This window comes from Hyphomicrobium sp. (assembly GCF_035687085.1).
GTDB lineage: Bacteria > Pseudomonadota > Alphaproteobacteria > Rhizobiales > Hyphomicrobiaceae > Hyphomicrobium_B.
The window spans coordinates 166732-190618 of sequence record NZ_DASRYS010000010.1; the positions used below are offsets into that span (position 1 = coordinate 166732).

General features: G+C 60.5%; 23 protein-coding genes. 7 read left to right on the forward strand and 16 right to left on the reverse strand.

The genetic code is table 11. The features are described from left to right. Positions 1-681, reverse strand: a complete 681-nt coding sequence (locus VFG26_RS07985) for a polysaccharide biosynthesis/export family protein (RefSeq protein WP_325024032.1) — start codon at positions 679-681, stop codon at positions 1-3. 94 nt (positions 682-775) lie between these two features. Further along, entirely contained in the window at positions 776-1546 is a 771-nt protein-coding gene (locus VFG26_RS07990; RefSeq protein WP_325024034.1) for a tyrosine-protein phosphatase, read from the reverse strand. Positions 1547-1750: 204 nt separating this feature from the next. On the opposite strand from VFG26_RS07990, the gene VFG26_RS07995 reads away from it, so the two are divergent. From VFG26_RS07995 to VFG26_RS08005, 3 genes are all read left to right on the forward strand, one after another. After that, positions 1751-2230, forward strand: a complete 480-nt coding sequence (locus VFG26_RS07995; RefSeq protein ID WP_325024037.1) for a hypothetical protein — start codon at positions 1751-1753, stop codon at positions 2228-2230. A gap of 44 nt (positions 2231-2274) precedes the next feature. Then, positions 2275-3849, forward strand: a complete 1575-nt coding sequence (locus tag VFG26_RS08000) for an O-antigen ligase family protein (protein WP_325024039.1) — start codon at positions 2275-2277, stop codon at positions 3847-3849. Positions 3850-4067: 218 nt separating this feature from the next. Further along, positions 4068-4763 (forward strand): response regulator transcription factor, encoded by a 696-nt coding sequence (locus VFG26_RS08005; protein WP_325024041.1) that lies wholly within the window; start codon positions 4068-4070, stop codon positions 4761-4763. An 11-nt stretch (positions 4764-4774) separates the two neighbouring features. Here the strand turns inward: VFG26_RS08005 and VFG26_RS08010 are convergent, their stop codons facing one another. From VFG26_RS08010 to VFG26_RS08030, 5 genes are all read right to left on the reverse strand, one after another. Next, a complete protein-coding gene (locus VFG26_RS08010) occupies positions 4775-5479 on the reverse strand; it encodes a hypothetical protein (protein ID WP_325024043.1) in 705 nt (234 codons plus the stop codon). Between the two features lie 113 nt (positions 5480-5592). Then, the gene (locus VFG26_RS08015) at positions 5593-6129 is read right to left on the reverse strand and encodes an invasion associated locus B family protein (RefSeq protein ID WP_325024045.1); all 537 of its coding nucleotides are present in this window, start codon (positions 6127-6129) and stop codon (positions 5593-5595) included. Between the two features lie 74 nt (positions 6130-6203). After that, entirely contained in the window at positions 6204-9995 is a 3792-nt protein-coding gene (locus VFG26_RS08020) for an autotransporter domain-containing protein (protein ID WP_325024047.1), read from the reverse strand. A 339-nt stretch (positions 9996-10334) separates the two neighbouring features. Further along, positions 10335-10853 carry a hypothetical protein gene (locus VFG26_RS08025; RefSeq protein ID WP_325024049.1) on the reverse strand — a complete coding sequence of 173 codons (519 nt, stop codon included), beginning with the start codon at positions 10851-10853 and terminating at the stop codon, positions 10335-10337. Positions 10854-11006: 153 nt separating this feature from the next. Further along, the gene (locus VFG26_RS08030; protein WP_325024051.1) at positions 11007-11249 is read right to left on the reverse strand and encodes a hypothetical protein; all 243 of its coding nucleotides are present in this window, start codon (positions 11247-11249) and stop codon (positions 11007-11009) included. A gap of 202 nt (positions 11250-11451) precedes the next feature. On the opposite strand from VFG26_RS08030, the gene VFG26_RS08035 reads away from it, so the two are divergent. Then, positions 11452-11844: a PilZ domain-containing protein gene (locus VFG26_RS08035; RefSeq protein WP_325024053.1), complete on the forward strand. Its 393-nt coding sequence runs from the start codon at positions 11452-11454 to the stop codon at positions 11842-11844. A 110-nt stretch (positions 11845-11954) separates the two neighbouring features. Beyond that, complete coding sequence (locus tag VFG26_RS08040) at positions 11955-13391, forward strand: tetratricopeptide repeat protein (protein WP_325024055.1); 1437 nt, start codon at positions 11955-11957, stop codon at positions 13389-13391. Positions 13392-13411: 20 nt separating this feature from the next. Here the strand turns inward: VFG26_RS08040 and VFG26_RS08045 are convergent, their stop codons facing one another. The 7 genes from VFG26_RS08045 to VFG26_RS08075 form a co-directional block, all read right to left on the reverse strand. Continuing rightward, positions 13412-14188 (reverse strand): glycosyltransferase family 2 protein, encoded by a 777-nt coding sequence (locus tag VFG26_RS08045; protein ID WP_325024058.1) that lies wholly within the window; start codon positions 14186-14188, stop codon positions 13412-13414. A 7-nt stretch (positions 14189-14195) separates the two neighbouring features. After that, positions 14196-15440, reverse strand: a complete 1245-nt coding sequence (locus VFG26_RS08050; protein WP_325024060.1) for a class I SAM-dependent methyltransferase — start codon at positions 15438-15440, stop codon at positions 14196-14198. Continuing rightward, positions 15437-16330 (reverse strand): NAD(P)-dependent oxidoreductase, encoded by an 894-nt coding sequence (locus VFG26_RS08055; RefSeq protein WP_325024062.1) that lies wholly within the window; start codon positions 16328-16330, stop codon positions 15437-15439. Before VFG26_RS08055 ends, VFG26_RS08050 begins: the two co-directional genes overlap by 4 nt. 76 nt (positions 16331-16406) lie before the next feature. Continuing rightward, positions 16407-17393, reverse strand: a complete 987-nt coding sequence (locus VFG26_RS08060) for a cation diffusion facilitator family transporter (protein ID WP_325024064.1) — start codon at positions 17391-17393, stop codon at positions 16407-16409. 132 nt (positions 17394-17525) lie between these two features. Further along, entirely contained in the window at positions 17526-18944 is a 1419-nt protein-coding gene (locus VFG26_RS08065) for a hypothetical protein (protein WP_325024066.1), read from the reverse strand. A gap of 124 nt (positions 18945-19068) precedes the next feature. Continuing rightward, the gene (locus tag VFG26_RS08070; RefSeq protein ID WP_325024068.1) at positions 19069-19917 is read right to left on the reverse strand and encodes a DUF1134 domain-containing protein; all 849 of its coding nucleotides are present in this window, start codon (positions 19915-19917) and stop codon (positions 19069-19071) included. A 149-nt stretch (positions 19918-20066) separates the two neighbouring features. Then, positions 20067-20921: a 3'(2'),5'-bisphosphate nucleotidase CysQ gene (locus tag VFG26_RS08075; RefSeq protein WP_325024070.1), complete on the reverse strand. Its 855-nt coding sequence runs from the start codon at positions 20919-20921 to the stop codon at positions 20067-20069. Between the two features lie 278 nt (positions 20922-21199). On the opposite strand from VFG26_RS08075, the gene VFG26_RS08080 reads away from it, so the two are divergent. Further along, positions 21200-21847, forward strand: coding sequence for a histidine phosphotransferase family protein (locus VFG26_RS08080; RefSeq protein WP_325024072.1), 648 nt, complete (start codon positions 21200-21202; stop codon positions 21845-21847). A gap of 162 nt (positions 21848-22009) precedes the next feature. Beyond that, the gene (locus VFG26_RS08085; protein WP_325024074.1) at positions 22010-22378 is read left to right on the forward strand and encodes a response regulator; all 369 of its coding nucleotides are present in this window, start codon (positions 22010-22012) and stop codon (positions 22376-22378) included. A gap of 45 nt (positions 22379-22423) precedes the next feature. On the opposite strand, the gene VFG26_RS08090 is transcribed toward VFG26_RS08085, so the two are convergent. Then, the gene (locus VFG26_RS08090; protein WP_325024076.1) at positions 22424-23197 is read right to left on the reverse strand and encodes a hypothetical protein; all 774 of its coding nucleotides are present in this window, start codon (positions 23195-23197) and stop codon (positions 22424-22426) included. 195 nt (positions 23198-23392) lie between these two features. Then, positions 23393-23695, reverse strand: a complete 303-nt coding sequence (locus VFG26_RS08095; protein ID WP_325024078.1) for a hypothetical protein — start codon at positions 23693-23695, stop codon at positions 23393-23395. Positions 23696-23887 lie beyond the last annotated feature (192 nt).

Consider the following 23887-nt stretch of genomic DNA (forward strand, 5'->3'; position numbering starts at 1 on the left):
TCACAGGAAAGGAACGAAGAGATTTGTGACCGGAACCACCTTCAGCAACGCTTGAAGGGATTCCTTCATGGCGGAGTTACTGACAACGACGACGTCTCCTTCGACGATCTGCGGATCCTTGGCTTTTCCCGAGCGAATTTCCGCGACGTCGAATTTTGCGGCAGATTTTTCACCCTTGGTGCTGCGGAAGATCGCGACCGATGAATCGGCCGTGTCCGTAAATCCGTCGGCGGTCGCGATGACTTGCAGAAGTGTTGTAGATCCGCGCAGCGGATAGACCCCGGGCTTCTTCACGGCTCCATCAACGGTGACGCGCTGGCTGTTGTATTCCTTGATGTACACGTTCACCTGAGGTTGCTGCAGGTAGTCTCGCGCGAGACGCTTGGTGAGATCGCGTTCGATGTCGCGCGGGGTCTTTCCGGCAGCTTGCACCTCGCTAGCCAGCGGAAGATTGATGGTGCCGTTGGCAGCGACCTGAACGGTTTTGGACAGCTCGGGAACCTGGAAGACGGAAACTTCCACAACATCCATGGGCCCGATTTTGTAGGCCGCCGTAGCGGGGTCCCCCGTTGCGATCAACTCGGCGGCTTCGAGCGCTGCCTCTTTGCGGAGTTCAATCGGCGGCCCTCCCGCCTTGTCGAGCTTTCGAGCAGCGCTGGTGACATGAGGTCCTTCATTCAATGAAGCCCCGCATCCGCCCAGCAAAAGCGCCAGCACCATACAAGCAAGCGTGGCATTACACGCCGGTCTGCACACACTCCAGGAAGCGGAGCAATCAGGCGCTTTTGGGTATCTCATTCGCATGTTGTGCCAACGACAGAGGAAGGTTTGACGGCGAGGTGTTTGCGAGAATGCCTTGCGGGCGCGTGAAAACGAGGTGGTTGGCTTCGACGTCTCCGACGCGCGAGGCTGCGGCGTCCCGCCCTCGCTTCAAGTCCGGCGCGCGCCGTTCCAAATCATGCGCATCGGTTGCGAGAAGATGGACGAAGCCTTCGTCGAGCAGCCGCTCTGCCCAGTATTTGGCGGAACGTCCGAACGCTCCAAGAAGCGATCCCGATGTGACCTGAAACCAAACGCCCGAGCGCGCGAGCCGCCGGATCAATGAAAAGTGTGGCTCGATCCAGGCCAACCGCTCGGGATGAGAGATGATAGGAACGTACCCCGCCACCATCAGCTCAAATACGAATTTTGTCAGAGGCTCAGGGCGCACGTGCATCGGCAGTTCGAGCAGCACGTAGCGACTGTCCGCGAGGGTTAGGATTTCACCGCTTTTGAGTTTGGCGCCAAAGTCCGGACAAATATGAGCGTCAGCACCGCTGAACAGGCTCAAATGCACTCCTGCTGCCGCCAGAGCAGATCTCAATTCTTCGGTCGCGGCACGGATAAGCGGTCCGGTATTGTGGTAGAGGCCGGGCAAGATATGCGGTGTACAAACGACCGCCTCCACCCCGTCGTCAATGAGTGCCGAAGCCATCCGGAGCGACGCCCGGATGTCAGGAGCACCGTCGTCGATGCCGGGCAGGATGTGGCAATGGACATCGATCAAGGGCCGGCCTCAAGACTAGCTCATTAGGACTAGTCATCAGCTATCTGGATTTTCCTGCCGCGAGTCAAGCCGCGCTCAATTTAGAGCGCATTACGTGTGTCCGACTGGCACCAACTCGGGGTTTTCAGCGCGAGAACGCGCGTACGCCCTTCTCCAGTCTGGATCGCCGATATAGTTCTATAGTGCTATTCCCGGGAGGCTTCCATGCGCATGCGCTTCGTCTTCACGGCGGCTTGGCTGACGGCTGGATTGCCGGCGGCGCTCGCTGCAAACGTGTCCGTGCTCAAGGGAGAAGCTCTCGTTAGCCGCGGCGAGGGCTACGAGACGCTCAAGGGTTCTGCCAATTTCGCGCCTGGCGATACGATCGTTCCGAAGCCGGGAAGCTCAGTGAAGGTCACGTTCTCGAATGGGTGCACACTTTTTCTCGGTGGGGGCATGATGTTCAGCGTGCCGGCCGAACCTCCATGCGGGGGGCCATCGCCCGTCAGTGGCGGTAGCGGGGCACTGCAACAAGCGGATCCAGCGCTCATTCAGAATTGGACCGCAGCGACACAGACGACGGCCTTCAGCACGACGCCGATGAATTTCACTCCTTATCTTATCGGCGCGGCGGCTGTCGGCGGCATTTCTGCTGCGGCTGTAGCTCTGAGCGGCGGCCGCAGCGGGAATCCAACAAGTCCGTGAGAGCGGATGAGATACGGGTTGCGTCAGCCACTTCAGCGCGCACAATGAAAGCGCGGCGGCCGCATCGTTGGAGTTCACAGAGAGCGAGATTACGTGCTGTCATCTCGAAGAACGCTCTTCTCTGGCTGACGGGGGTTGTTCTGGCGGCCTCGATCGCGTTCGGGGGCGCAACCAGAAACGGGCTTCCCGGCGACGTCTTTCTGCAGTTCCTCTCCGTCATTCTTCTCGTTGGCGCGCTGCGGAAGGTCGCTCTCTCCGGCTCGCTGTGGCAATTCAGATGGCCGCTGATCTTTATCGCAGGGCTCACGATCATCCCGGCCGTACAGCTTCTCCCCCTCCCGCCTGAATTGTGGAGCCGGCTGCCCGGACGCACGCCGATTTCGCAAACGTATGCTCTCCTCGGCGATCCGCTCCCGGCGCTGCCCCTGTCAATGACGCCATCTGCGACTTGGCTGAGCGGACTCGCATTGCTTCCTCCCGTAGCGGTTTTTCTCGGGACGTTGTCGTTGGGCTACGTCGATCGGCGGCGTCTCAGCTACGTTCTCATCGCTATGGCGCTCTTCAGCGTTTTGGTTGGCCTGCTGCAGCTCGCGCAAGGCCCAAGTAGCGGGCTTCGCTTTTACGAGGACACGAACAAGACCGAAGCGGTCGGCTTTTTTGCCAACAGGAATCATTTCGCGGCGCTGCTCTACGCGACCAGCCTTTTCGTCGCTGCGCACCTTGTCGATGCGATTGGCGCATCGGGGCAGACCGGGCGACGGCGCCGGCTTAGGGCAGCTCATTTCGTCCCTTTGCTGATGTGGCTGAGCGCCCTTTTCGCGCTGACGGCAGCCCAGATGATGGCGCGCTCCCGGGCCGGTCTCGTTCTGGGCGATCTAGCACTTGCTGCTGGCATCGTGATCGGGTTCAGCGACCCGCGCGTGTCGCGCCGCGGCTGGGCCCGCATGAGTGCAGGATTTATCGCAGCGGTTGTTTTGTTGCTGCTGCCATTGGCAATCTATCGCATTTCCGATCGGTTCGGCGCGGATCCTTTCAGCGACTTGCGCATCGATTTTGCGCGCAAAACAGCATCTTCCGCTTACGCTTATATGCCTTTCGGCACTGGGCTGGGATCGTTTGTTCCCGTCTTTCAGCTGCATGAGACGAATGCCGACCTCGGCCTCACCTATGCCAACCATGCACACAACGATTTTCTCGAGGTCTGGCTGGAGACCGGAATATTCGGCCTTTGCGCAAGCCTCCTGTTCGGCATTTGGATGGTGCGGCGCGTGATTTCCGCATGGAGGAGGCCTCGAGATCACCTGCACAGCATCGATGTCGTCCTTACACGTGCGGCCGCCATCGTGGTCCTACTGCTGCTTTTGCATTCTCTCGTCGATTATCCACTTCGGACGACCGCAATGATGACGGTAGCAGCCTTCGCGCTTGCGCTCCTCGTGAGACCCGCTCAATTGCAGGAAAACGAACATCGGGATCACGCTGTTGCCCTGAAGCCTGGCCGCTCTCATGAACCTCGGCCCGCCGAGCGGCCTGGCGACCCGCGAGCCTTGGACGCCAAGCGGCGCCTGGCCAGCGAGCTGGCTTCAGCCAAACGAAACGCGACGGCCATACGCGACTAGAGCTGAGAAGGACTAGCACGTGTGTGGCACGGCTTGGTCACAATTTAAGGTGGAATCGCATCAAAGGAAACACGTGTGTCAAGGCCAAGTTGCCGCATCCAGGCGCTGGCGTTTGCCTGCTCGGGCCGCTAAATCACTGCGGTCGCCAGGGGGCAAATGATTCCAATTCGCTAGTCATGCCTCACGGCTCGAACACGTCCCAACGCTGCAGGATTGCGATGAAATCCACCACCTCGCGTGAACCGCCCGTCTACGTCGTACTCGTCGACAGCCGAGGCCAGATCATGGACGTGAGTGCCAAGTCCGGCGCGGCTGAGGGCAATCAGAAGGTTGCTCTCGCTCAATATCCCGTGGGCGACTCCTATTTCGATCATTGCGATGCTGATCATCGCGGCGAAATCCAGTCACTGCTCAAGCGCAAGCGCAATCTCATCTCATTCGTCGTGCCGTCGCGGCCGAAGCAGAAGCAATGGTTCGTCGTGATCGGAGTTCCTGTGAGCTCAGATCCAGCCACCGGAGCGGTTCTCATGCACGTGGACATCGCCGGGTGGGTTCCCGATTCCAAAGAGACGGATGCGAAAACGAAAGCTCCAGTCACTCCAGCGACGCTCAATCCGGGCCTCATTCAAGACACCATCGTACGCGCGCTTTTCCAGCAGTTCGGTCCTGGTTTCAGCGAGGCGCCCGTTACGCCGATCGTGCCTCCGGACGTGGAAACGCTGAGCCCGCGCCAGCGCGAAGTGCTGATGCTGCTTGGTGCCGGCAAGAGCAATGCCGAGATTGCGGACGAGCTTTCCTGCTCGTTGAATACCGTCAAAAGGCATGTAACGGCCGTCTTGCAAAAGCTGCGGCTGCCCAATAGGACGCGCGCTGCGATGGTTGCCAACCAGCTCAGCCTCCAGACCAAGAATTAGCGCGACTGGTTTCATGGCGCCGGCACGAACATCTTGCCTCGGCCATCAAAGCGCGGCCGTCGCATGTGCCGCCGCTGGCGCCTATTTGGCGACACGACCGCCTCGATAATATCCGGGCTTCTCGTTTCCTTCATGAGATGGACGATCGTTCTGGCCAGAGCACCTTCGTCAGTGGAGGCGTCTTCCGGCGGCGACACGATGGACATGCGCACGCAGGGTGCTTCGCCCAACTGCATCGTTGCGAACTTGGCTGCGAGAAAGGCCGTCGCTATGGGTATACCGGCGGGGCCGGAGGCGGGGCCCACACATATCAAGTGCAGATCACGACCGGCGTACGGCAAGACGGCATCAAGGCAATAGAGCAATCTGCGTGTCCCCAGCTCGATGGCCTTGTCCGGCGTCATGCGCTGCCGCTTCGAGGCGCCCAGTTCGAGGACGACAACATCGATGCGTTCGAACTGCGCAAAGGCGATGTGGAAGAATTCGCTCATCGAGGCTGGACGGTCTAAGTCTACAGGCTGGCAGTGGGCGCCTTCGCGGCCGTCAATTCTCCCGTCGAGCGCATCAAATCGAAGAGGCGATGCACCGAGCGCGACCCGGCCGCCCTCGCACAGGATGAGTTCCGTGATCGCTTCGCCGTACGAGGTGGTCGCACAGGGAATCGCCGCGACTTTCCCCGCCATTTCTTCAGAACACCCGACGAATTCTTCGTACATAGCCCATTGGCCTCCACAATCACCGATTGCGACGTGAGTTAAGTCACCACCCAGATTAAGGCAACTATTGGTTGTACTCATGCTTGCAATTTACGGTGGATTTCTAATTGGTGTTACTGGCTCGCTTTCACGTACGCCGCATACGCAGCCGGGAAGCCGCGCGTCGAAAAAGTCAAATTTAGCGGCTCTTTGGAGGTGCTCTGCACGACAGCAGAGATTTTAGATGCCTTGCCCATTTGGCCCAGCATCGGCTCCGAAACATCGAACGGGGCGAAGCATCCCGTGTGATGGCAGGTGGCGTACGGCAGGGTCAGCGGCGCTGCCTGGTTCTCAAGGCCTAACACCACGCCGGCCTGTAGTGCTACGCCCACCGGCAGCCGCAGCGAGCCCTTGAGCTTGCCTCCATCATCCCTGCTGATCATCAGCACGCCAACGGGCTTCTTCAGCTTCGCGCTTATGAGGGTTTGGGACAGCACGCAGGTTTTCCGGCCTTTCGCCGGCGCCCCACATGTCACCCGCCAGTCCCCAATAATTTCGTTCGTCGCTTGCGCCTTGGAGGTATCAGTTGAAGTCGCGACCCCGGCCTGGGCGGCACTGGCAAGGCCGGCAAGCAGAGCGAAGGCGGTGAAATGTAAAATTCGGGCGTTCATCGAGCATCTCCAATTCATGACTTCAGTGAGCGGCAGAGGGCGACCGGGAGCTGATCGCCCTCTCCCGCCCCCCTTCACCAACCAACCCTGACGCCGACGCTTCCGCCAAACCCGACAAAGTCATCCTTGCCGAATTGCACGTTGCCCTTGGCGAAGCCTGTGATGCCGTCGCCGGTCAGGCTGAAGACGTTCACGCCGCCCGAGACCTCACCAAGCGCGCCTGTCAGGTTGTCTTCGGCCTTCAGCACATAGTTGCCGGACGTCACGTCCGCCGTGTTGTCCCCCAGGAACTCGTAGAGGGCGCTGACCCCGATGAACGGTTCATACTTCGCCTTCTCCCTCGCAATCGAAGTTCCGAGGCGAACGCCGACGCGGCCGCGCAAACTGTCGCCGCCGGAGAAGTCCACCGTCGTACCGTAGAGATCCAACGTATCGATGCTGGCGTTGACGTAGGAGAGCGTCGCGCCAGGCTCGATAAACGTCGTGCCGTAGCTCATGCGGTAGCCGGTATCGATGACACCGCCGAGCGCCGTCACGTTTGCATGTTCGCGCACGGACTGGCTGCCGGAGTATTTGACGCTTCCGAGGTTGGCCATGAACTGGCCGTCGAGGAACCAGCCGCCTTGCAGGTAGGTCACGTAGGCGCCAACGGCTCCGCTTTGGAAATCGGCACTGTTTGCAGAGTGCTCGAAGTTCAAGCTCGATCGCAGATAGCCGCCCATAATGCCGGCCATCCAGACGCCAGTTCCGGCTTCCGTGCTGCGGAGGATGTCGTAGCCTCCCATGAAGCCGCCACCATCGAGCTGGGTGTCAACCGTATGACGCTCACCTGAGAACGAGTGACCTGCCGATCTCGACTCGGAGGATCCGAGCACCTTCGCCCAAACGCCCGACGAAGGCCTTGCGCATCCGGCATTGGGATCCTTGGGATCAAACAGGGCACACGTCTCATTCAGCGCCGTGCGCAAATCCGCCGTCCGGTCGAGCCAAGCACCTGCCGCGTTGTGCCAGATCGATTGAGCCGCAGACGTCAGGCTTGGCAATTCGAAGAACGTTTGATTGGGTGCGCTCGCCAGGACCCATTCGTTGGATCCGTTGAGATAAAGATCATACGTGAACATGCCGGTCTCGATCGGCCCATTCGCGAGGTAAAAGCTTCCTGGCGGCAACGAACCCGACGCGCTCACAACCTCGATGCCCGTCGGATTGTAGGCGCCAAAGCCTTTGCCGACCTTATTGACGTAGATGGCAGTGCTGCCGGTCACGTCGCCATCGATCACGAGCATGTCCGAGGACGACTGCGATGGGCTGCTCAAGAACGCATCGACTTTCAGTGCGCTCTGTCCATCCGCACCGTGATAGGCCAGCGTACCTCCTTCCGTAGGCGCGAGTATGAAGACGTCGCCGGTATAGCCGTCCTGCAGGTCGATCGTGCCGGTCTCGCCGCCGCCTCCGTTGTTGAAGTACTCAACACCCGTCAAGATCGTCGTGTCATTGAAGGCAGGATTATCCGGGTCGGTCGTGTAGATCGTGCCCGTGTTGTTGTAGATGTCCTCGAAACCATCACCGAGATTGCTCGTGCCGGTGAAATGCCAGCTGTCATTGCTGGTATTATTGAAGACGTTTCCAGCTTCCGTGTAACCGGCCGAAGAAAGGTCGATGCGACCGATCATCGTTCCGTCGTTGTTGATGGTTACGGCACCGCCGCTCGCTTCGATGATGAGATCGCCGGTTCGTCCGCGCGCGGTGCGAATGAGGCCATCGGCGTAGTTATTGATCGTCGCACCATCGTCGGTCGATAGCTCGATCGTTGCGCCACGGCGTCCCGAGTTCTCGATCAATCCGGATGAATTGATGGTTGCCGATTCCGATCTGATCGATATTGCGCTATCGCGGCCCTTTATCGTTCCGTCACCGTTATCGATGGTTACGTTGTCATCAGCGCGGACATCGATGCCGTCGCCTCGCCGGCCCTGAATAGTGCCGCCATCATTGTCGATCCAAACATCGTCGTCGATGCGGCTGAGCTTGATGCCATCGTCGCGACCTTTGATCGAACCGCCGCGATTGGAAACTTCGACATCGCCGTCAACATTGCTGACGTCGATACCGTCACCCCGCTCGCCGCGAATCCTTCCGCCGTAATCGTTGTCGATATAGACATCCTCGTCGACATTGCGGATCTTTACGCCGTCATCGCGGCCCGTGATCTTGCCGCCAAAGCGGTTGTCGATTCCCACATCTTCATCGACATCGCGGATGTTGATACCGTTATCGCGTTCGCCTTTGATGCTGCCGCCGAAACGGTTGTCGATGTGCACATCATCGTCGACATTGCGGATCTTTACGCCATCGTCGCGGCCCGCGATCTTGCCGCCGAAACGGTTGTCAATGCTGACGTCATCATCGGCATCGCGGATATCGATGGCATCGCCGCGCTCGCCTTTGATTCTGCCGCCGTAGCGATTGTCGATCGCGACCTCGTCTTCAGCACCGTCTATTTGAATGCCATCTTCTTGGCCAACAATGCGGCCGTGACGCTTGTTGTCGATGCTGACAGAGCCGTCCGCATCCTCGATGGAGATGCCGTGGCCATTCCGCCCGCGAATGCTGCCGCCCGAGCTGTTGGCAATTCTGACATCATCGGTATCTTCGATCTTGATGCCGTCATCGCGCCCCGTGATCCTGCCACCGAACTGATTATCGATGCGAACGTCATCAACATCCTCAATATCGATGCCATCGTCGTGCCATCCGGTGATGACGCCGCCGAAGCGATTATCGATGGCGACATCATCGCGAACATCGCGAATGTGTATTCCGTCCTCGCTGCCGGCAATTTCACCGTCGCGGTTATGAATGTCTACGTCGCCGCGCACGTCACGCACGCGCACGCCGTCCTCACCGCCGGTGATCTTGCCGCCGTCGCTGTCGATCGTCACATCGCCGCGGACATCGGAAACATCGACACCGCTGTCGCGCCGGGCTTCGATCCGGCCGTCGTCGGTGGAGATCGTTACGTCACCGCGGACCCGCGATACGGCGACGCCGGAATCACGTCCGGAGATCCTGCCGCCGGACCGATTATCGATCATGACGTCGTCGCGGACGCCGCTGATATCGACACCATCGCCATTCCGGCCCGTGATGCGACCGCCCCGGCTGTTCTTGATCGTTACATCGTCGTCGACGTCGCGAATTTTGATGCCGTCGTCGCGCCCACTTATCTGGCCGCCGAAGCTGTTATCGATGCGCACGTCATCACCAACATCTTCGATGTCGATGCCGTCGTCGCGCCTGCCTGATATGTTGCCGCCGAAGCGGTTGTCGATCATGACGCGGTCGTCGACGTCGCGGATGTGCACGCCGTCGTCTCGCCCCCTGACCCTACCGCGATAGCGGTTGTCGATCGAAACATCGGATCCGGCATCGTCGATATAGATGCCGTCGTCGCCGCGGCCCGTTATTTCGCCCCTGAAGCTATTATCGATGCGGATGTCGCCGCCGACATCCGTGATCCGCATGCCTTCATCGGAGCCCCAAATTTCCCCGTTGCGGTTTCTGACAGATGCGTCGCGGCGGATGTCGTCAATTCTAACACCGGGTCCATCGCCGTTGACGATGTAATCACCATTGTTGTTCACCCTCGCCCGGTATTTGTCGTGGATATAGACGCCGCCTCCTGGATCGGCTGCTGCCATTCCGCTGCCGATGACAAGTGTGAGCGCCAATGCCGAAATGAAGCATGACGGCGGCGTCAGAATCTGAAGAAGAGGCCGGTCCGGCCGAAAGCCGGGTATCAATGATTTGCCGAGGCCATTGCTTTGGCCGAGTCTGCTGAGCGCAGAGCCGCGCTTGCGATCCATTAAGAAGTCTCCCCAGATGTTCGGAACGCAGCACACGCAGCTTCGCATTCGGAAAAGCGGGCGCCTTTCCGTTGATTTTGTCAGCGCAGTCACCGCAACCGCGAATCGCGCGCTGTAGTTCTTAGGTACTATATGAGTAGTACCTGGAAAAGCGCCTGCGTACGGCCTTTCGGATCACCCTCACAGGAATCGCATCACCGTGAGCAATTTGCGGGGCACCGTGGCTGGATTAGCGCAGCTCAGCGGCGCTCGCGCCTCGCGCCGCAGGCGAATGCCATGGCGGTGCGCCGGCGCAGCCATGGCAGTCAGTGGATGGTGAATCGGGAGAGCGGCTTACCGTTAGAACTTGCGAGCGGCGCGGGCGGGGAGCCTGATGCTCGAACCCTGCTCCACTTTGCGAATTGCGTTCGTCAGTTCGCGCTCGAGAGACCCAGTTACTCGGACGGCGGCAACGGATCCGTCAGCTCCCGTGCCGCAACGTGCGGCCGGCAAGTCCTCCAGAGCGAAGGACGAATACTCGCTTGCAGCCAGGCTCACTGACGTCGACGTCAGAGATACGCGCCACGCGTCCAGTTCCAGACAGAAGCTCGCGACGTCGAACGTTATCCGGCCGGGACTTTCGACCCCGTAGCCTTGCGACCGTTCTGCCGTCAGAAGGGCGCCAGAGCGCCGCCCTATAATCGACCCATGACGCGCAGCGCCTCGGGCAGCCCGAATGTCAGTGTTTTCAAGAATTTCGGAGCCGATTTCAGAAACTGAAGAGGCGCGGCCGGTCGGCCAGGCCACTTGAGTGACGTTGCTTGTCATCTCTGCGATCTCGGCACACACGCGCCTGACAGGAGAAAGAAAAGTTTTCATGCTTTCGTTCTCGCCGGGACAGTCCACGCACCCCTTCCCGGGATGCCGATCGATGACATGGATTATTAAGGGTGCTTGATCATGAGGCGTTCTCTCGGCCACCCTGCCGGGCTGCGCGACTGCGCACCTGCACGTTCGAGCGTCCGGCAGCGACTACATTTGCCTTAGCGGTTGGTGAAAATCGAAGCGCGCCAGTTCGTCCGTGCCTTGCCGGTAGTCGCGCTCCTCCGCGGCCTTGATCGTGTGGCGGCTGACGACTTGCGACAGCTCTTGGATGGTGCGTTTGCGGGCAGCACCCGTCACGGCAAGGACGGTGAGGATATCCTGGATCAATTGCTCCTCGACGGCGGCGTCCTGCCGGTACGCCTCGAGAACAGCCTCAAGCTCTGGTCGCATAAAATTCTCCTCGAATCAGAAGTATTAATCTTAATTAACTAGTACTCGGCGAAAAAATGCAACGATTGGCTCGGTTGGATATTAATAGGTGTGTGGAATGGCCCCGTCTCGCTCCGGTGTAACCTTCCAATAATTTATTGCATAGTACCTAGGGACTAATTGTCTTTCATTCATAGCGGAACGGTGGGACCCCATGCGGCCGATGTCCTTGGCTCGAAATTTCTTGCGACGGCGCGACGAACGCCAAAGGGTGAACTTCACCGCCATCCTGGAGTGCCGCGGCGTATCGCAGACGGTACGCGTCGCCGACTTTTCAGTCTCCGGCTTGCGCGTTGACGGGATCCAAGGGCTGGCCGCGGGAGACCCGATCCAAATCTGCCTGACCCCGGACATGATGCTCGAGGGCGAGATCATATGGGCCGTGTGGCACAAGGCCGGGATCAAGCTTTCGCGCGAGCTCGATGTGACTCATCCCGCGTACCTCTTTCTCACCGAGCAGGCGGCTGGGCTGGAGCAGCTGCGCATTCGTGCGCTTTCAGCCGTCGCGAAGGAGCGCGCGAGCAGCATGGGACCCTCAGGCCGCGGATCGCTTTAGCTCTCGGTCTCTCCGCCTCCGGCGACAGGCTCGCGCAGGGTTGCCCATCTAAATCGGATACGCGCTCCGCACTTTGGCGGTGCTCGATTGCGCTTGTCCGGAGAATAGCAATGAACCAGTGGCCGTCGCTGTCCGATCTGATCGATGCGGACTCCGAGCATGCGCCCGGTCCTCAGAGCAAAGCTTCGCCATTTGACCCTCGTGCGGCATCGGCCACGGAATTGCTGTTCCATGGGCTCGAGGTCGCGCGTGCGGGCGAACTTGATGCCGCGGCGGAGCTTTTCGCGAAGGCGATCTTGAAGGAGCCCGATTCGGCGGACGCCTATGAAGCTCTGGCGACGGTGCTCATCCCGCTCGGCAAGCTGGAGTTTGCGGCGCGGGCCAAGGGCAAGGCCATCAGCCTCGGCTACAATTCCGCCTCGTCGTGGGAGATGCTCGGCGACATCTTGGCCAAGCTCGAACAATTCGATGGCGCTGCCGAAGCCTTTGCTGCTGCACTCGAGCTTGATCCCACATCGACTGTGGTGCAGGGCAAGCTGCAAGGCGTCGTGGCGCGCCGGTCCGCCGTTCAGCCGCCGCCTGCTACGGCCCCTTCTGCGCCCGCTGCCGAACCAGCGGCGCGATCGGATGCGGATCTTTTCGAACTTGATTTTCTGAGCACCGATCTCATTCCGCCCGCTTGGCGGCGCGTCAACCTCGTTACGATTTCTCCGGAAGGCAATCCGCATTCGGCCGGATTTAACGATCTCGCGACTGGGTTTGAGAGCGGCCTGCGTGCTCTTGGCGTCGACGTCGTGCGCAAAACCAACGCGCTCGAGACCTCGGGCATCAATCTGCTGCTCGGCGCTCATCTGATCGATACGCAGGAACTCGCGGATCGCGTTCCATCGAATACCGTCATCATTAATCTCGAGCAGGTCACGGGCTTCGACGTGCGCTCGCGGCCGATTTACCTCAGTCTCTTGAGCCGTCTCGCTGTTTGGGATTACAGCGTCCGCAACATCGATGAGCTGCGGCGGCTGACGGGTAGCCCGTATATTCGCCATGTCAGCATCGGGTACATGCCGGAATTGACGCGCGCGCTTCCGCTAGGTGAGCAACCGGTTGACGTGCTTTTCTATGGAAGCATCAACACGCGCCGGCAGGCGGTGCTTGCTGCTATCGGCGCCACGGGCCTCAACGTCAAGCATCTCTTCAGCGTCTATGGCGAGGCCCGCGACCGGACGATTGCGGAGGCGAAAGTCGTCCTCAATATGCACTTCTATCAGGACAGCATTCACGAGATCGTCCGCACTTCTTACCTCCTCGCGAACCGCAAAGCGGTCGTTACCGAATGCGGGCCGCGCACCGAGATCGATGAGGACGTGAAGAGCGCAATGGTTGCTGTTCCGTATGATGAACTCGTGTCAAGCTGCGTCGCGCTCGTTCGCGATGAGCCGCGCCGGCGCCAGCTTGAGCAGCGCGCGTTCCAAGTGTTCGCCAAACGCGATCAGGCGAAGATCTTGCGCGAGACGATTGCAGCGACCGTTCTACCGGGCGCTCCCTAACTTTCCGAGAAGGGGTGAAATCAGGCGGCGTTGCGGAGGATGCCGCTCAAGGCTGCGAGTTTCGACCAGCGTCCATCAAGCTCGGCGATATCGGCCTGATGCTGCGCGCCGAAACCGTTCTTGACGTCGAAGCTGTCGCGCCGCTCAGAAATCTGCAGCTTGCGCGCCTTGAAGGCATTCGACCACGGACTGAAGCCGTACCATCGGATCGACCCGAGTTCACGGCTGCCATTGCACTGGCGCGGCAGCTGCGAAGAATGCCGTCCGGGCGTGTAGGCGCCAATGGCGTAGCGATGATAGAGCCTGGTGCGAGTCGGAAACGTCAGGCCCGGAATTGCCAGGGAGGCAAAATCGATCTCGTCCTCCCAAATGCCTGTCGGCTTTTGCTCGGTCAAGGGCCGCGACGGATCAGGCGGGTTCTGCGGATTGGTATCGACCATCACGGCACCCGGCAGGCGGACGCCGATCAGGTCGTGCTGCGTGATGAGGCGCTCCATTTTTTCCAATCCTGGAGCGACGAAAAACTCGGTGGTGTTGAGGGCGAGCTTCCAGGCATCGGGAAAGCGCTGCTCGTGCTTCATCACTTCAAAGTCGCAAAGAAGCGCGGCGAACGTTGCGTTCTCTGAAGATACGACTTCCCAATGGGGCACGAGCTCGCGACAGATCGCAACGGAGTCATCGGTGGAGTGGTAGTCGATCAGAACGCCGTGGTCGAAGATCTCGCGATGATGACGAAGCCACCATGGAAGCAGATAGGCCTCGTTGAAGAAGTGAGAGATGACGACCCGCTTCGGCATTGCCGCCTCACCCGATCTCACGAAGCTGCGGAAAATAGATTATGAACTTCGGCGACGCGCCGGCGCTCTGCTGCGTGATCTTGCGGATGAGTTCATCGGCGAAGTTCCACGCTCCGATCACAAACGTCGTATCGGCTGCGAGTTCCGCAGCTTTGCTGAATGGCTCGATCGCATGTTGTGTGCCTGGAACGGTCAAGCCGACCTTTAGGGCCGCTTCGTCGAGGTAGACATCGGGCGCGATTCCGGCGGCGCGGACGAACGTCAGCGCTTTGGCTGCAACGCCCACAAGCGCAATCTTGCGGCCTGCTGCGCGGTGCCGGTTCACAGCTTCCGCTGCGGTCGCCATCGCCCGCTTAGCGCCATCGGCAAATGTTGCATACGCCTTTGAGACTTCAGCGCCGGAGAGGTCGCGCGCGAGGGACGCGGGCACCGGAGACGGCCATGCCGCTGTGAATGGCTCGCCGCCGTCGAAGGAGAACGGCGGGGCCGGATCGTCCGACCGTCGCAAGAAAGAAAGAAGGCTGGTGCCGTGCACGGACGTCAGCTGGGAGGCTTCCACGCGCAGGCCGCAGATCTCGGCCAGGCGCGCCATCGAAGCGACCGTGTAGAACGAATAATGCTCGTGGTAGACGGTGTCGAACTCGCCGTTTGCAATCATCAGAGCCTGGCTGGTCTGGATGATTGCAACGCCGCCGGGTGCCAGACATTCGCGCACGCCGCGCATGAACGTCGCCGGGTCAGGCGTGTGGGCGGCAACGTTCATCGCGATGATGATGTCGAACTGCCCTTCGGGCCGCGCTTCAGGGAAAAAGCCGGTGACCACTTTGCGGCCAGCGGCTGTCGCGACCTTGTTGAGGTTCTCTGCCGGATCGACACCGATCGCATCGAAGCCTCGCGCCTCCAAGCAGCCCAAAAGGCTGCCGTCGTTCGAAGCGATCTCCAGCACGCGCGCGCCGGGCTTGCTCGCGCGCAGCAGCGTATCGGAGAACCATTCAAAATAGGCTTTGAGCGTTCCGCTGGTTCCGCTCGCATAAAGGTAATGCTTGAAGAGCTTCGCCGGATCTACGAAGTGGGTCAGCTGGCCATGTGTGCACTCGGGGCAGATTGCCAAGCCGAGTGGAAAGGCTTCGTACGGCTCGTCAGGCGTTGCGAGCAGCTGATTGGCAGGCGGCTGGACGTCCAGATCGAGCAATGGCTGAACGATGCCATTGCAAACAATGCAGGTCCGCTGTGGTTCGCAGTCTGCAATCATGATGCGGCTTTCAGCTCAGGCCGGTAGCTCTGGCTGAAGCGCTCGCAGCGTTCGGCCATGCTGATTGCGGGTGCCGCGCCGCATAGCGATTGTATTTTCTGACAGTTCATCTGGAACGAGTAGGTCGTTGCGTTTCCGTGGTCGATCACCGGCACGCCGTGGAAGGCAGCGATGCTATCCGCGAGCTGGCCGATACTGATGTTGAGCGAGCCGGTATTGAGGATCGGCGGAAGATCGTCGCGCAGCTCGATGAGCCGAAGAACGTAATGGGCGAGATCCTCAAGGAAGAGGATATTGCGATAGGAGCGGCGGTTGCGGACCTGCACGCATCCGTCGCGCATCGCGGCGATGTTCATCGCATTGAAGATCAGCTCCGGGCGAAGGTACGGGCTCATGCCGCAAACCGTGCCGAGGCGAATGCCCGTTATCGCGTTCGCAAAACAGCGCGCGAGCGCGTCCATCGACACTTTCGAGCAGTCGTACGGATTGACCGGATCGAGCCGCGTCTCGGACTCGTCAAGAGCGGGCGGCGCGATGCCGTTCTCCGACATCATCACCGAATAGACGCTCGCCGTGCTGGCGTAGATCAGTCGCGCATCAAGCCGTTTGCGCCGGGCGAAATGGAGAAGATCGAGGCAGTTGTTGGCGAGCGCGCCGTCGGGATCGCCAAGCGACATGGGAACGCTCGAATGCCCGGCGAACCACAGGATGACATTGAAATCGGCGAGGTCGGAGACCGTCAATTCCTGGTAGCGGCAGCGCATGGCATTCGGCACGCCGGCGAGGCGATCGACGTTCTGATCGCAGACCGACACGTCAAGGCCAGCTTGAACTAGGACCGGCAACAGGTAGCTGCCTACGTAGCCATGGCCGACAAGAAGAATTTTCACGGCACACCCCGTCAGGTCCCACACTGACTGATCTGTTTCAGGTTTGGCTTGCGCGTGCCTTGTGATCGGGCCGGTTTTAGGCGTGTGACACCGGCCCAACAGCGGGCGTGCAGCCGTCTCCAAGGCCGCAGGGGACATCTTCGCTGACTTCCAACTGGAAGGTCGCGTGACGGATCTCGAATTCATCGTGCAGCATTTTCGCTGTTCTTTGCAGGAACGCATCGCCCGGGTGGCCGCTCGGCATGACGAGATGGCAGGTCAGCGCCGTTTCCGTCGTGCTCATCGGCCAGATGTGAAGGTCATGGATGCTGACGACGCCGGGAAGCTCCAGCAGCCGCTTCTGCACTTTTGCGGCGTCGATGGTGACCGGCACGCCCTGCATCGCGAGGCGCATGGAATCCTGCAGTAGCCCCCACGTGCTCCAGACGATCACGCCCGCGATGACGAGGCTGACGACGGGATCGATCCAGTTCAGACCCGTGAGAACAACGGCGATACCGGCGATGACAACGCCGAGCGAGACGGCAGCGTCCGCTAGCATGTGCAGATAGGCGCCGCGGATGTTGACGTCGCGCTCGCTGCCCGAGACGAAGAGCCAGGCGGTGAAGCCGTTGATCAGGATGCCGATAGCGGCGACGATGATCATCGTGCCGCCTTCGACGGGGGCCGGCGTGATCAGACGCTGGATGGCTTCAAGCACGATTGCGCCAACCGCGACGAGGAGCAAACCGGCATTCGCCAGCGCCGCCAAAATCGTCGATGAACCAAAACCGTAGGTGAAACGGGGCGTCGGGGGACGCTTGACGAGCACGCTCGCGCCCCAAGCCAGGACGAGTCCCAGCACATCGCTGAAGTTATGGCCCGCGTCGGCGACGAGCGCCATTGAGTTGGAGAGAAGACCCGTAACCAGCTCGACGAGGACGAAGCCGATGTTCAGCGCCGTGCCCAGCGCGAAGGCAAAGCCGAAATCCTTGGGCGCGTGTATGTGGCCCATGTGGCTATGGCTATGCGCGTGATCGTGGGAAGCGTCATGCTCGTCATGCCGGCTGTGGACTTCGGTCATGCGTCACTCGCAAGGTTTTTACGCGCTCAAACGTAGTGCCTAGCCGGCCGGGCTCAAACGGTCATTTGGGCCAGCGCGGCAATGCCGGAAACGCTCAGGCCCCTTGTTGCGATCCAACGGGTGTGACGATCCCTAGCGTTTGTCGATGCCGCTGATGCGCTCCAGCAGGCGAGGCCGCTGAGGCGGCAGCGGCTGCGGGCTCGCGTTTTCATGAGCTTCGTCAGCTGGGAGTGGCGGCGGCTTGTCCGCAGCTCCCTCGGCCGTGACGCCCGCGCCATTGCCGTTCACGCCATTGCTGTTGAGCGCGCGAATATAGGCTCCGTGGCGCTGCTGCTCTGCAGTTTCGGGTGCGTGGTCGTTCGAGGCTGCTGCTGGCTTCGGGCCGCGGTTCGACGAAATTCGTTCGGCAAGAGATGGCCGCGGCGATGGCGCCTTTTCGGCCGCCGTTTCCCCGGCCTGTTCGGGGTTGATCCGGCGAAGCTCTTCATGGAAGCGCAGGGCTTGGCGCGATAGTCGTTCCTGGCCGGATGCGATTTCCGCGCGAAGCTCGGTGATGACGCGCCGCTGATTTTCAAGTTCGGCTTGCAGCGCGTTCAAATCCGCTTTTTCCGCGAGACTTGGCGGTGCAGCGTCCTTCTCCTCGTAGACTTTGAGCGCCGCCTTCAGCTTCGCCGTCTCGGCGGACTTTGCGTCCACCGCGGTTTGGAGATCGGAGATCCGATCTTCGAGCGCCATCTTCTCCGCATCTTCGCTGCCGATCGAAGACTTAAGAGAGGCGAGTTCTGCTTCCGTCTTTGCAAGCGTCAGCAACAGCCGCTTGATTTCGGCGCTCTGCTCGTCGCGATCGGGCGCTTGGGCCAGTGCGGCTGCCCCTTTCAAGCGCTCGATCAGAGCTGCCTGTTCACGCGTCTTCTCGCGCATGGCCTCGAGTTCGGTGCGCAGCGCGATGTCGCTTTCCGCTGCTGGGCCTCCGGCAATGACGCGATTGCGGACGGCGCGTGTTTCAAGCGTCGTGCGCAGCTGCGCGAGTTCGCGTTCGCGCTGCTTGTTGAGCTGAGTGGCTTCCTCCAGCGCGGCGGCCTGCTTGGCGCTCGTCGCCGACAAAGTCTTGATCTCGCGGTCGCGCACGGCTAGCAGCTTGCGGGTCTCGGCGAGGCGCTGCTCGACCTTGGGCAATCTGTCGAGGATCGCCTGTTCGAGAACGCGGCGGGCATTCTCATGCTCCTCCACGCTCATCTTCTGGTCAGCGATGGCCTCGGTCAGTTCCTGGATATTGGCGTCGCGGCGATTGACCTCGACCCGTTGGCGCGCGGCCGTCAGGCTCGCTTCTTCCAGCTTGGATTCGAGGCGGTGGACCTCCATGGCGAAGCCGGCGCGCAGGCGATCCTTATCGGCGCGGATTTCGGCTTCGGTGAGCGGCAACGTCTGTTTCAGCGCTTCGGAGGTGAAGCGTTCGATGCGCCGCCTGTAGGCAGGCAGAAGCAAAACCACGATCAAGGCCGCGATCAAGAAGCCCAGCACTACGAGCATCGCGGCGGAAAGGGTTATCAAGAAAAGTCGCCCTGAATTGAAAAGCTTCGCGGCCCCCGCCGGCGGTACCATTCCCAAACACGCAGTGAAGCCCGGGTCTGAGCTTCACCGCAATTCCCAACCCGCAGTGCGCTGTCCACCGCCATCAGAATGGGTTCCAGGTCGGGCTTCTTGTATACTTCAAATAGCCGACGTTGGCACCCAGCCTTAAGCCCACACCCGCCCTTATAGGCGCCAATGTAACATGGCCGGATTTCTGCAGCTGAACGCTGACGCCGCCGACGAGATAAGCGCTGCCTTCAACGCCTCCGAATCGATCAAAAATGTCATTAGGATCGCGGAGGTTGTAAACCAAGGTCATGACTTTCGAACCGTCCGCACCGAAATCATAGCCGACGGACGGGCCCTGCCAATAGACCCGGAACGAGCCCGCGTCCTTCGTGTAGAGCGTGCCTTCGCCATAGGCGAGACCGGCTACGAAGGCGCCCGCCGCGTCCTGGCCCAGGATGTAGCCGTTTGGCCTGCCGGCCTTCTGGAAAGCCCATTCGATGGCCGAGGCCAGTCCGCCGCTGACCTTGCCAAAGAAATGCTGGCCGGCACCGATGATTTCGTCTTGCGAATAGGAATTCCGGTCCACCGCTGGCCCGGGATCGTAAGGTCCGTCGCCACGGCCCGCCGTTGGGGGCGGCGGCGCGTATGGGATGCCATAGCCGCCTGGATCGCCTCCCTGGTCGCGTGGGCCATTATAGGGGCCGTAGGGATCGCCGCCTCCCGAACTGCGCGGCGGCGGCGCGGCGTAGCGATCATCTGGCGGAGGCGTGCGGTAGCTGTCGACGCCGCTTTGGCCCGTGTACGTGTCTGCAGGCGGCCTATAGGCGTCGTCCTGCGCGCCCGCGGTCGAGCCGCCCACGATCAAGCACGCAACCATGCCGAGGATGGATGCGTAGGCCGCACCTTTCGTTCGCGTTGTTCTGTCGAAGCCGCGGTGCCGCATCGGCTGAGACCCCTCATTGTTCTTATTCGACAAAATTCTCGTACAGCCGCTGCACGCCGTGCGTGCCGCCCCCGGCCGCAAACGAGTGTTCGCCTCTATTTTACAGATTCGCCGCTATGTGTTGCTAAAGTATGGCCAATCCGCGTTGCCTATGCGCCTGGCGCGGGCAATCCGGCCTCACCGCCCCGCCACAACGGTTGCCGCCCCCAAGCAATGAAGTACGGATTGCGATAGCCGCGATCGAAGTGCCCATACGTCAACGGTGTGCCGTCGATTTTCGCGACCGTGCCGCCTGCCGCCTCGAGGATCGCTTGGCCGGCGGCGGTATCCCATTCGTAGGTTTCACCAAATCGCGCGTAAAGGTCCCCCTCGCCCGCCGCGATCAGGCAGAACTTCATCGAGGAGCCCAGCGGCCTTGCGTCTTTCACGCCAAGCACGTCGAGCAGGCTCGCGCTGGCGCTGCCGGTGCCGCGGCTGTTGAAGGCGACGAGTGCTGAAGGATCTGGTTTGCGCGTTTGCAGGCGCTTCAACTTCAGCGCTGCGAATGGCGTTTCATCGGACGGGGCCATGCGCGCTTCGTAGGAGCCGCCATCGGACCGCGTCACGAACAACCGCTCGGTGGGCGGCACATAGATCAAGCCGAAGCGTGTCCTGCCGTCCTCGACGAGCGCGATGTTGATTGAAAACTCGGGCTTGCCGCGAATGAAGAGCCGCGTTCCGTCGAGTGCATCGACGAGAAAGAAGCGCTTGGCGTATTCGCATGCGCCTCCTGCTGCAATCTGCTCTTCCGCGACGACGGGAACATCGGGCGCGACTTGAGCGAGGGCTGCGAGAAGAATAGCCTCGGCCTCCTGATCGGCGGCCGTCACGGGAGATCTATCGGCCTTCTTCTCGAACTTCACGCCGTTGGTGAAATGCGCCATCTCGAGGCGGCCTGCGGCACGGACTGCGGGAAGCAAGGCAGCGATCAATGCATCGTGATCGTTGACGTCGATTGGCGACATCGCGAAGCTAACCTCAATTCGAATCAGTTTGCACGGAGCGAGCCCGCGATACGAAGAGGTCTACTGCGCCGCAGCTGCACCGTGGCGCGTAAGACCCATGTCTTCCAGGAAAATCCGGGCCTCAGGAGCCCATTGGCCGCAAGACTTGGCAACCGTCGTTCGGCGCATGTATCAGAGCATAGGGCATTATCGCAAGCGGCCCCCGCCAGTTCGCGTCGCGCTGTCGCGCTTGAGCTGACGCACGCTCTGGCCAAGAGCATCTCAGAAAAGGGCTTCCAATGAACCAGCGCGTTCCGCCGACAGATCTCGAACTCGCGGCCATGATCTCAAGCAAGATCTGTCACGACATCATCAATCCGGTCGGCGCCATCTTCAACGGACTGGAGATCCTCGACGAAGAGGAAGACGAGCAGGCCAAGAATTATGCGCTGAACGTCATTCGTAACGTAACGGAGCAGGCTTCCGCGCGACTGGAATTCGCGCGCTTTGCGTTTGGCGCTGCGGGCTCGGCTGGCAGCATGATCGATCTTGCGACCGCGGAGAAGATCTCGCGCGGCTTCGTCAGCATCACGCAGGGCAAGCACAAGCTCATCTGGCGCGGCGCGCCGGGCCTCATCGTCAAAGACAAGGTGAAGTTGCTGCTCAACCTTATTGCGTCTGCCGTGACGGCGTTGCCGCGCGGCGGGGAGATCGACGTTTCGATCGGCGGGTCGTTCGAACAGCCGACCTTTCTCATTCGCTGCAAGGGCACGGCCGCGCGGCCGCCGCAATATCTGACGGACTTCGTTGCGGGCAAACCGCTCGCTCTGGATGCGATTACGATCCAGGCTTACTACACGTGGCGCATTGCGCCATCGGCAGGCATGAGGCTCGAGATCCTCAAGGACGGCGCAGACATCCTTCTCGTCGCGAAGCCTGCGGGGTGAAGCGAAAGGCAGCGATCGGCCATCGCTGGTCGCTGCCCATTCCCGCCATACGTCTTAAGAGCACCTTAATAAATTTGGCGCATTTTTCAGAACATCGTCCGATTGTTTCTGGTCGCCTTGCTGTCGATTGGTGCAGCACTCTGCTCGCGAGACGCCCTGCATATGCTTCATTGCTTTGTCATTGATGATTCAGAGATCATCCGGAAATACACCCGGCTCATTTTCGAGAACCTAGGCTTCAGAGTCAGCGAAGCCGACGGCGCCATCGCAGCGATGGAGCGTTTGAGGTCGGAAGCGCCGGATTATATCCTCGTCGATTGGCGGATGCCCGGCTCAAACAGCCTCGAGCTCATTGCGAAGATGCGCGCGCTGCCGCTCGATAGCCGGCCCTACATCATTTATGTCGTCACTGAAAACGATCCGCTGGAAATCAAGCGCGCGTTCGCGCACGGCGCCGACAATTTCCTTGTGAAGCCGTTCAACCGGCAGATCGTCGAGATGAAGCTGCTCGAGATCCGAACCGCCGCCTGAGATCATCGGCGGTTCGCAATCACTCGCGAGCGGACTGCGCTCTAATTACTGCGCGTCGCCACCCTCTTGCGGCGGCAATGGCGTCGGATAGCCGGCGTCGTCATCGCTGCTTGCCTCCGGCTTGGCAGGCACCGTTGCCGGTGAATCGACGACGGGCTTCTGATGCGTTTTGTGTTTCGCGGCCGTCGCAGGCACTTCAGGCAACGAACCGGTCTCAACTCTGCTCGCACCACCGATGGGCGCAACGGTTGCTTCAGCTGCCGTCGCTTCCGCGCTGTCGTGCGGCGTGGTCGCGAGTTGCTTCACCTCTGACTTCTTCTTGGTGAAGACCGACTTCGGATCCGGCACAGGCTGAGCCGTCTTACGGACAGCTGGTGCTGCCGTATCGGACTGCCCGGCTGCTTGCTTGGTCGCCTTCTTCTTCGCCGGCTTCTCTTCGGCAGGTGCGGTATCGGCTACCGCTTTCGCTGCCGGCGCGGCATCGTCCGCCGATGACTGCTCGGAGCTGGGAAGCGTGGAACCGCCCCAGCAAACGGTCGCTTCGGCGGTGCAGGTGTGCTCATCGAAAACGATGAAATTCAAAAACAGCTCGCACGAGACGCTCTTCTTGCCCGTGCGGTAGTCGCTCACGCCGCGCTCGGCCATCTTCGACTGAATGAGCTTGTCGAGGAGATCCTTGGCGTCTTTGGTCGGACCTTCTTTGCCGTAGTCGTTGACCGTGAAGCCGTAGCGCTTGCACTCCGCATTTGCAGATACCGTCGTTGCAACAGCGAAGGTCGCGGCCAATGCCAATGCGGAAACTAAGTTGACCGAGCGCATAACGTAATTCTCCCTCAAACCCCACCTTGAGCCAGGCTGACTTTCTATTGTCAGCACAATGGGAAGCCGAGGGCGAGTGGCGCAAGCGCACCAGTTGACATGTTTGTCGAGAGTGGTGCGGAGAATTCACAGAAACCGGGCAGCCAAGCGGGCCGCCCAGGCCGTTATGCTCAAGTAAACCAATGGCCTATCGGGTCAGTGCATGTATGGAGAGTTGCCGCCGTAGATACTGCCGACGCCCGAATCGAAGAAGAAGCTGTTGTCGAACGGGCCAGCGATGGTCTGCTCCCGGAAGGACGGGGGACCGACGTGACGGCGGCGCGAGGGCGTGCCGTAAGTGTTTACGGAATCAGCCTTATCGTAGGAATAGCCGCCGCGCTTCTTGCGGATCGCGTAGCTGTCCGGCGGGGGCTGACCGCCATCGGCGGCCATTACGGGGGCAGCGATGCCGAACGCAAAGGCGCTCGCGACGATGGCCGAAATAAACCTGATTTTCATCGCAATAGCCTCTCTTCGCCGGCGTTCAGTAAGTCGCGTCTCTATAGATAATCGAATTATCGCTGCGCCAGTTGAAGAAATGGTTGCCCTTGTCAATTGGCGCAAGGCTGTCACTTCTTAACAACGGCCCGGCCAATAGCGATGCGCTCAGCGAGCGCAGTTCCAGCGATTCTCCCGGCGAGTGTGGTAGGA

Excerpts from the sequence above, each read along its gene's own strand:
- VFG26_RS07995 (WP_325024037.1), top strand. The coding sequence starts at position 1,751 with ATGCGCATGCGCTTCGTCTTCACGGCGGCTTGGCTGACGGCTGGATTG.
- VFG26_RS08000 (WP_325024039.1), top strand. The coding sequence starts at position 2,275 with ATGAAAGCGCGGCGGCCGCATCGTTGGAGTTCACAGAGAGCGAGATTA.
- VFG26_RS08005 (WP_325024041.1), top strand. The coding sequence starts at position 4,068 with ATGAAATCCACCACCTCGCGTGAACCGCCCGTCTACGTCGTACTCGTC.
- VFG26_RS08010 (WP_325024043.1), bottom strand. The coding sequence starts at position 5,479 with ATGTACGAAGAATTCGTCGGGTGTTCTGAAGAAATGGCGGGGAAAGTC.
- VFG26_RS08015 (WP_325024045.1), bottom strand. The coding sequence starts at position 6,129 with ATGAACGCCCGAATTTTACATTTCACCGCCTTCGCTCTGCTTGCCGGC.
- VFG26_RS08020 (WP_325024047.1), bottom strand. The coding sequence starts at position 9,995 with ATGGATCGCAAGCGCGGCTCTGCGCTCAGCAGACTCGGCCAAAGCAAT.
- VFG26_RS08025 (WP_325024049.1), bottom strand. The coding sequence starts at position 10,853 with ATGAAAACTTTTCTTTCTCCTGTCAGGCGCGTGTGTGCCGAGATCGCA.
- VFG26_RS08030 (WP_325024051.1), bottom strand. The coding sequence starts at position 11,249 with ATGCGACCAGAGCTTGAGGCTGTTCTCGAGGCGTACCGGCAGGACGCC.
- VFG26_RS08035 (WP_325024053.1), top strand. The coding sequence starts at position 11,452 with ATGTCCTTGGCTCGAAATTTCTTGCGACGGCGCGACGAACGCCAAAGG.
- VFG26_RS08040 (WP_325024055.1), top strand. The coding sequence starts at position 11,955 with ATGAACCAGTGGCCGTCGCTGTCCGATCTGATCGATGCGGACTCCGAG.
- VFG26_RS08045 (WP_325024058.1), bottom strand. The coding sequence starts at position 14,188 with ATGCCGAAGCGGGTCGTCATCTCTCACTTCTTCAACGAGGCCTATCTG.
- VFG26_RS08050 (WP_325024060.1), bottom strand. The coding sequence starts at position 15,440 with ATGATTGCAGACTGCGAACCACAGCGGACCTGCATTGTTTGCAATGGC.
- VFG26_RS08060 (WP_325024064.1), bottom strand. The coding sequence starts at position 17,393 with ATGACCGAAGTCCACAGCCGGCATGACGAGCATGACGCTTCCCACGAT.
- VFG26_RS08070 (WP_325024068.1), bottom strand. The coding sequence starts at position 19,917 with ATGCGGCACCGCGGCTTCGACAGAACAACGCGAACGAAAGGTGCGGCC.
- VFG26_RS08075 (WP_325024070.1), bottom strand. The coding sequence starts at position 20,921 with ATGTCGCCAATCGACGTCAACGATCACGATGCATTGATCGCTGCCTTG.
- VFG26_RS08080 (WP_325024072.1), top strand. The coding sequence starts at position 21,200 with ATGAACCAGCGCGTTCCGCCGACAGATCTCGAACTCGCGGCCATGATC.
- VFG26_RS08085 (WP_325024074.1), top strand. The coding sequence starts at position 22,010 with ATGCTTCATTGCTTTGTCATTGATGATTCAGAGATCATCCGGAAATAC.
- VFG26_RS08090 (WP_325024076.1), bottom strand. The coding sequence starts at position 23,197 with ATGCGCTCGGTCAACTTAGTTTCCGCATTGGCATTGGCCGCGACCTTC.
- VFG26_RS08095 (WP_325024078.1), bottom strand. The coding sequence starts at position 23,695 with ATGAAAATCAGGTTTATTTCGGCCATCGTCGCGAGCGCCTTTGCGTTC.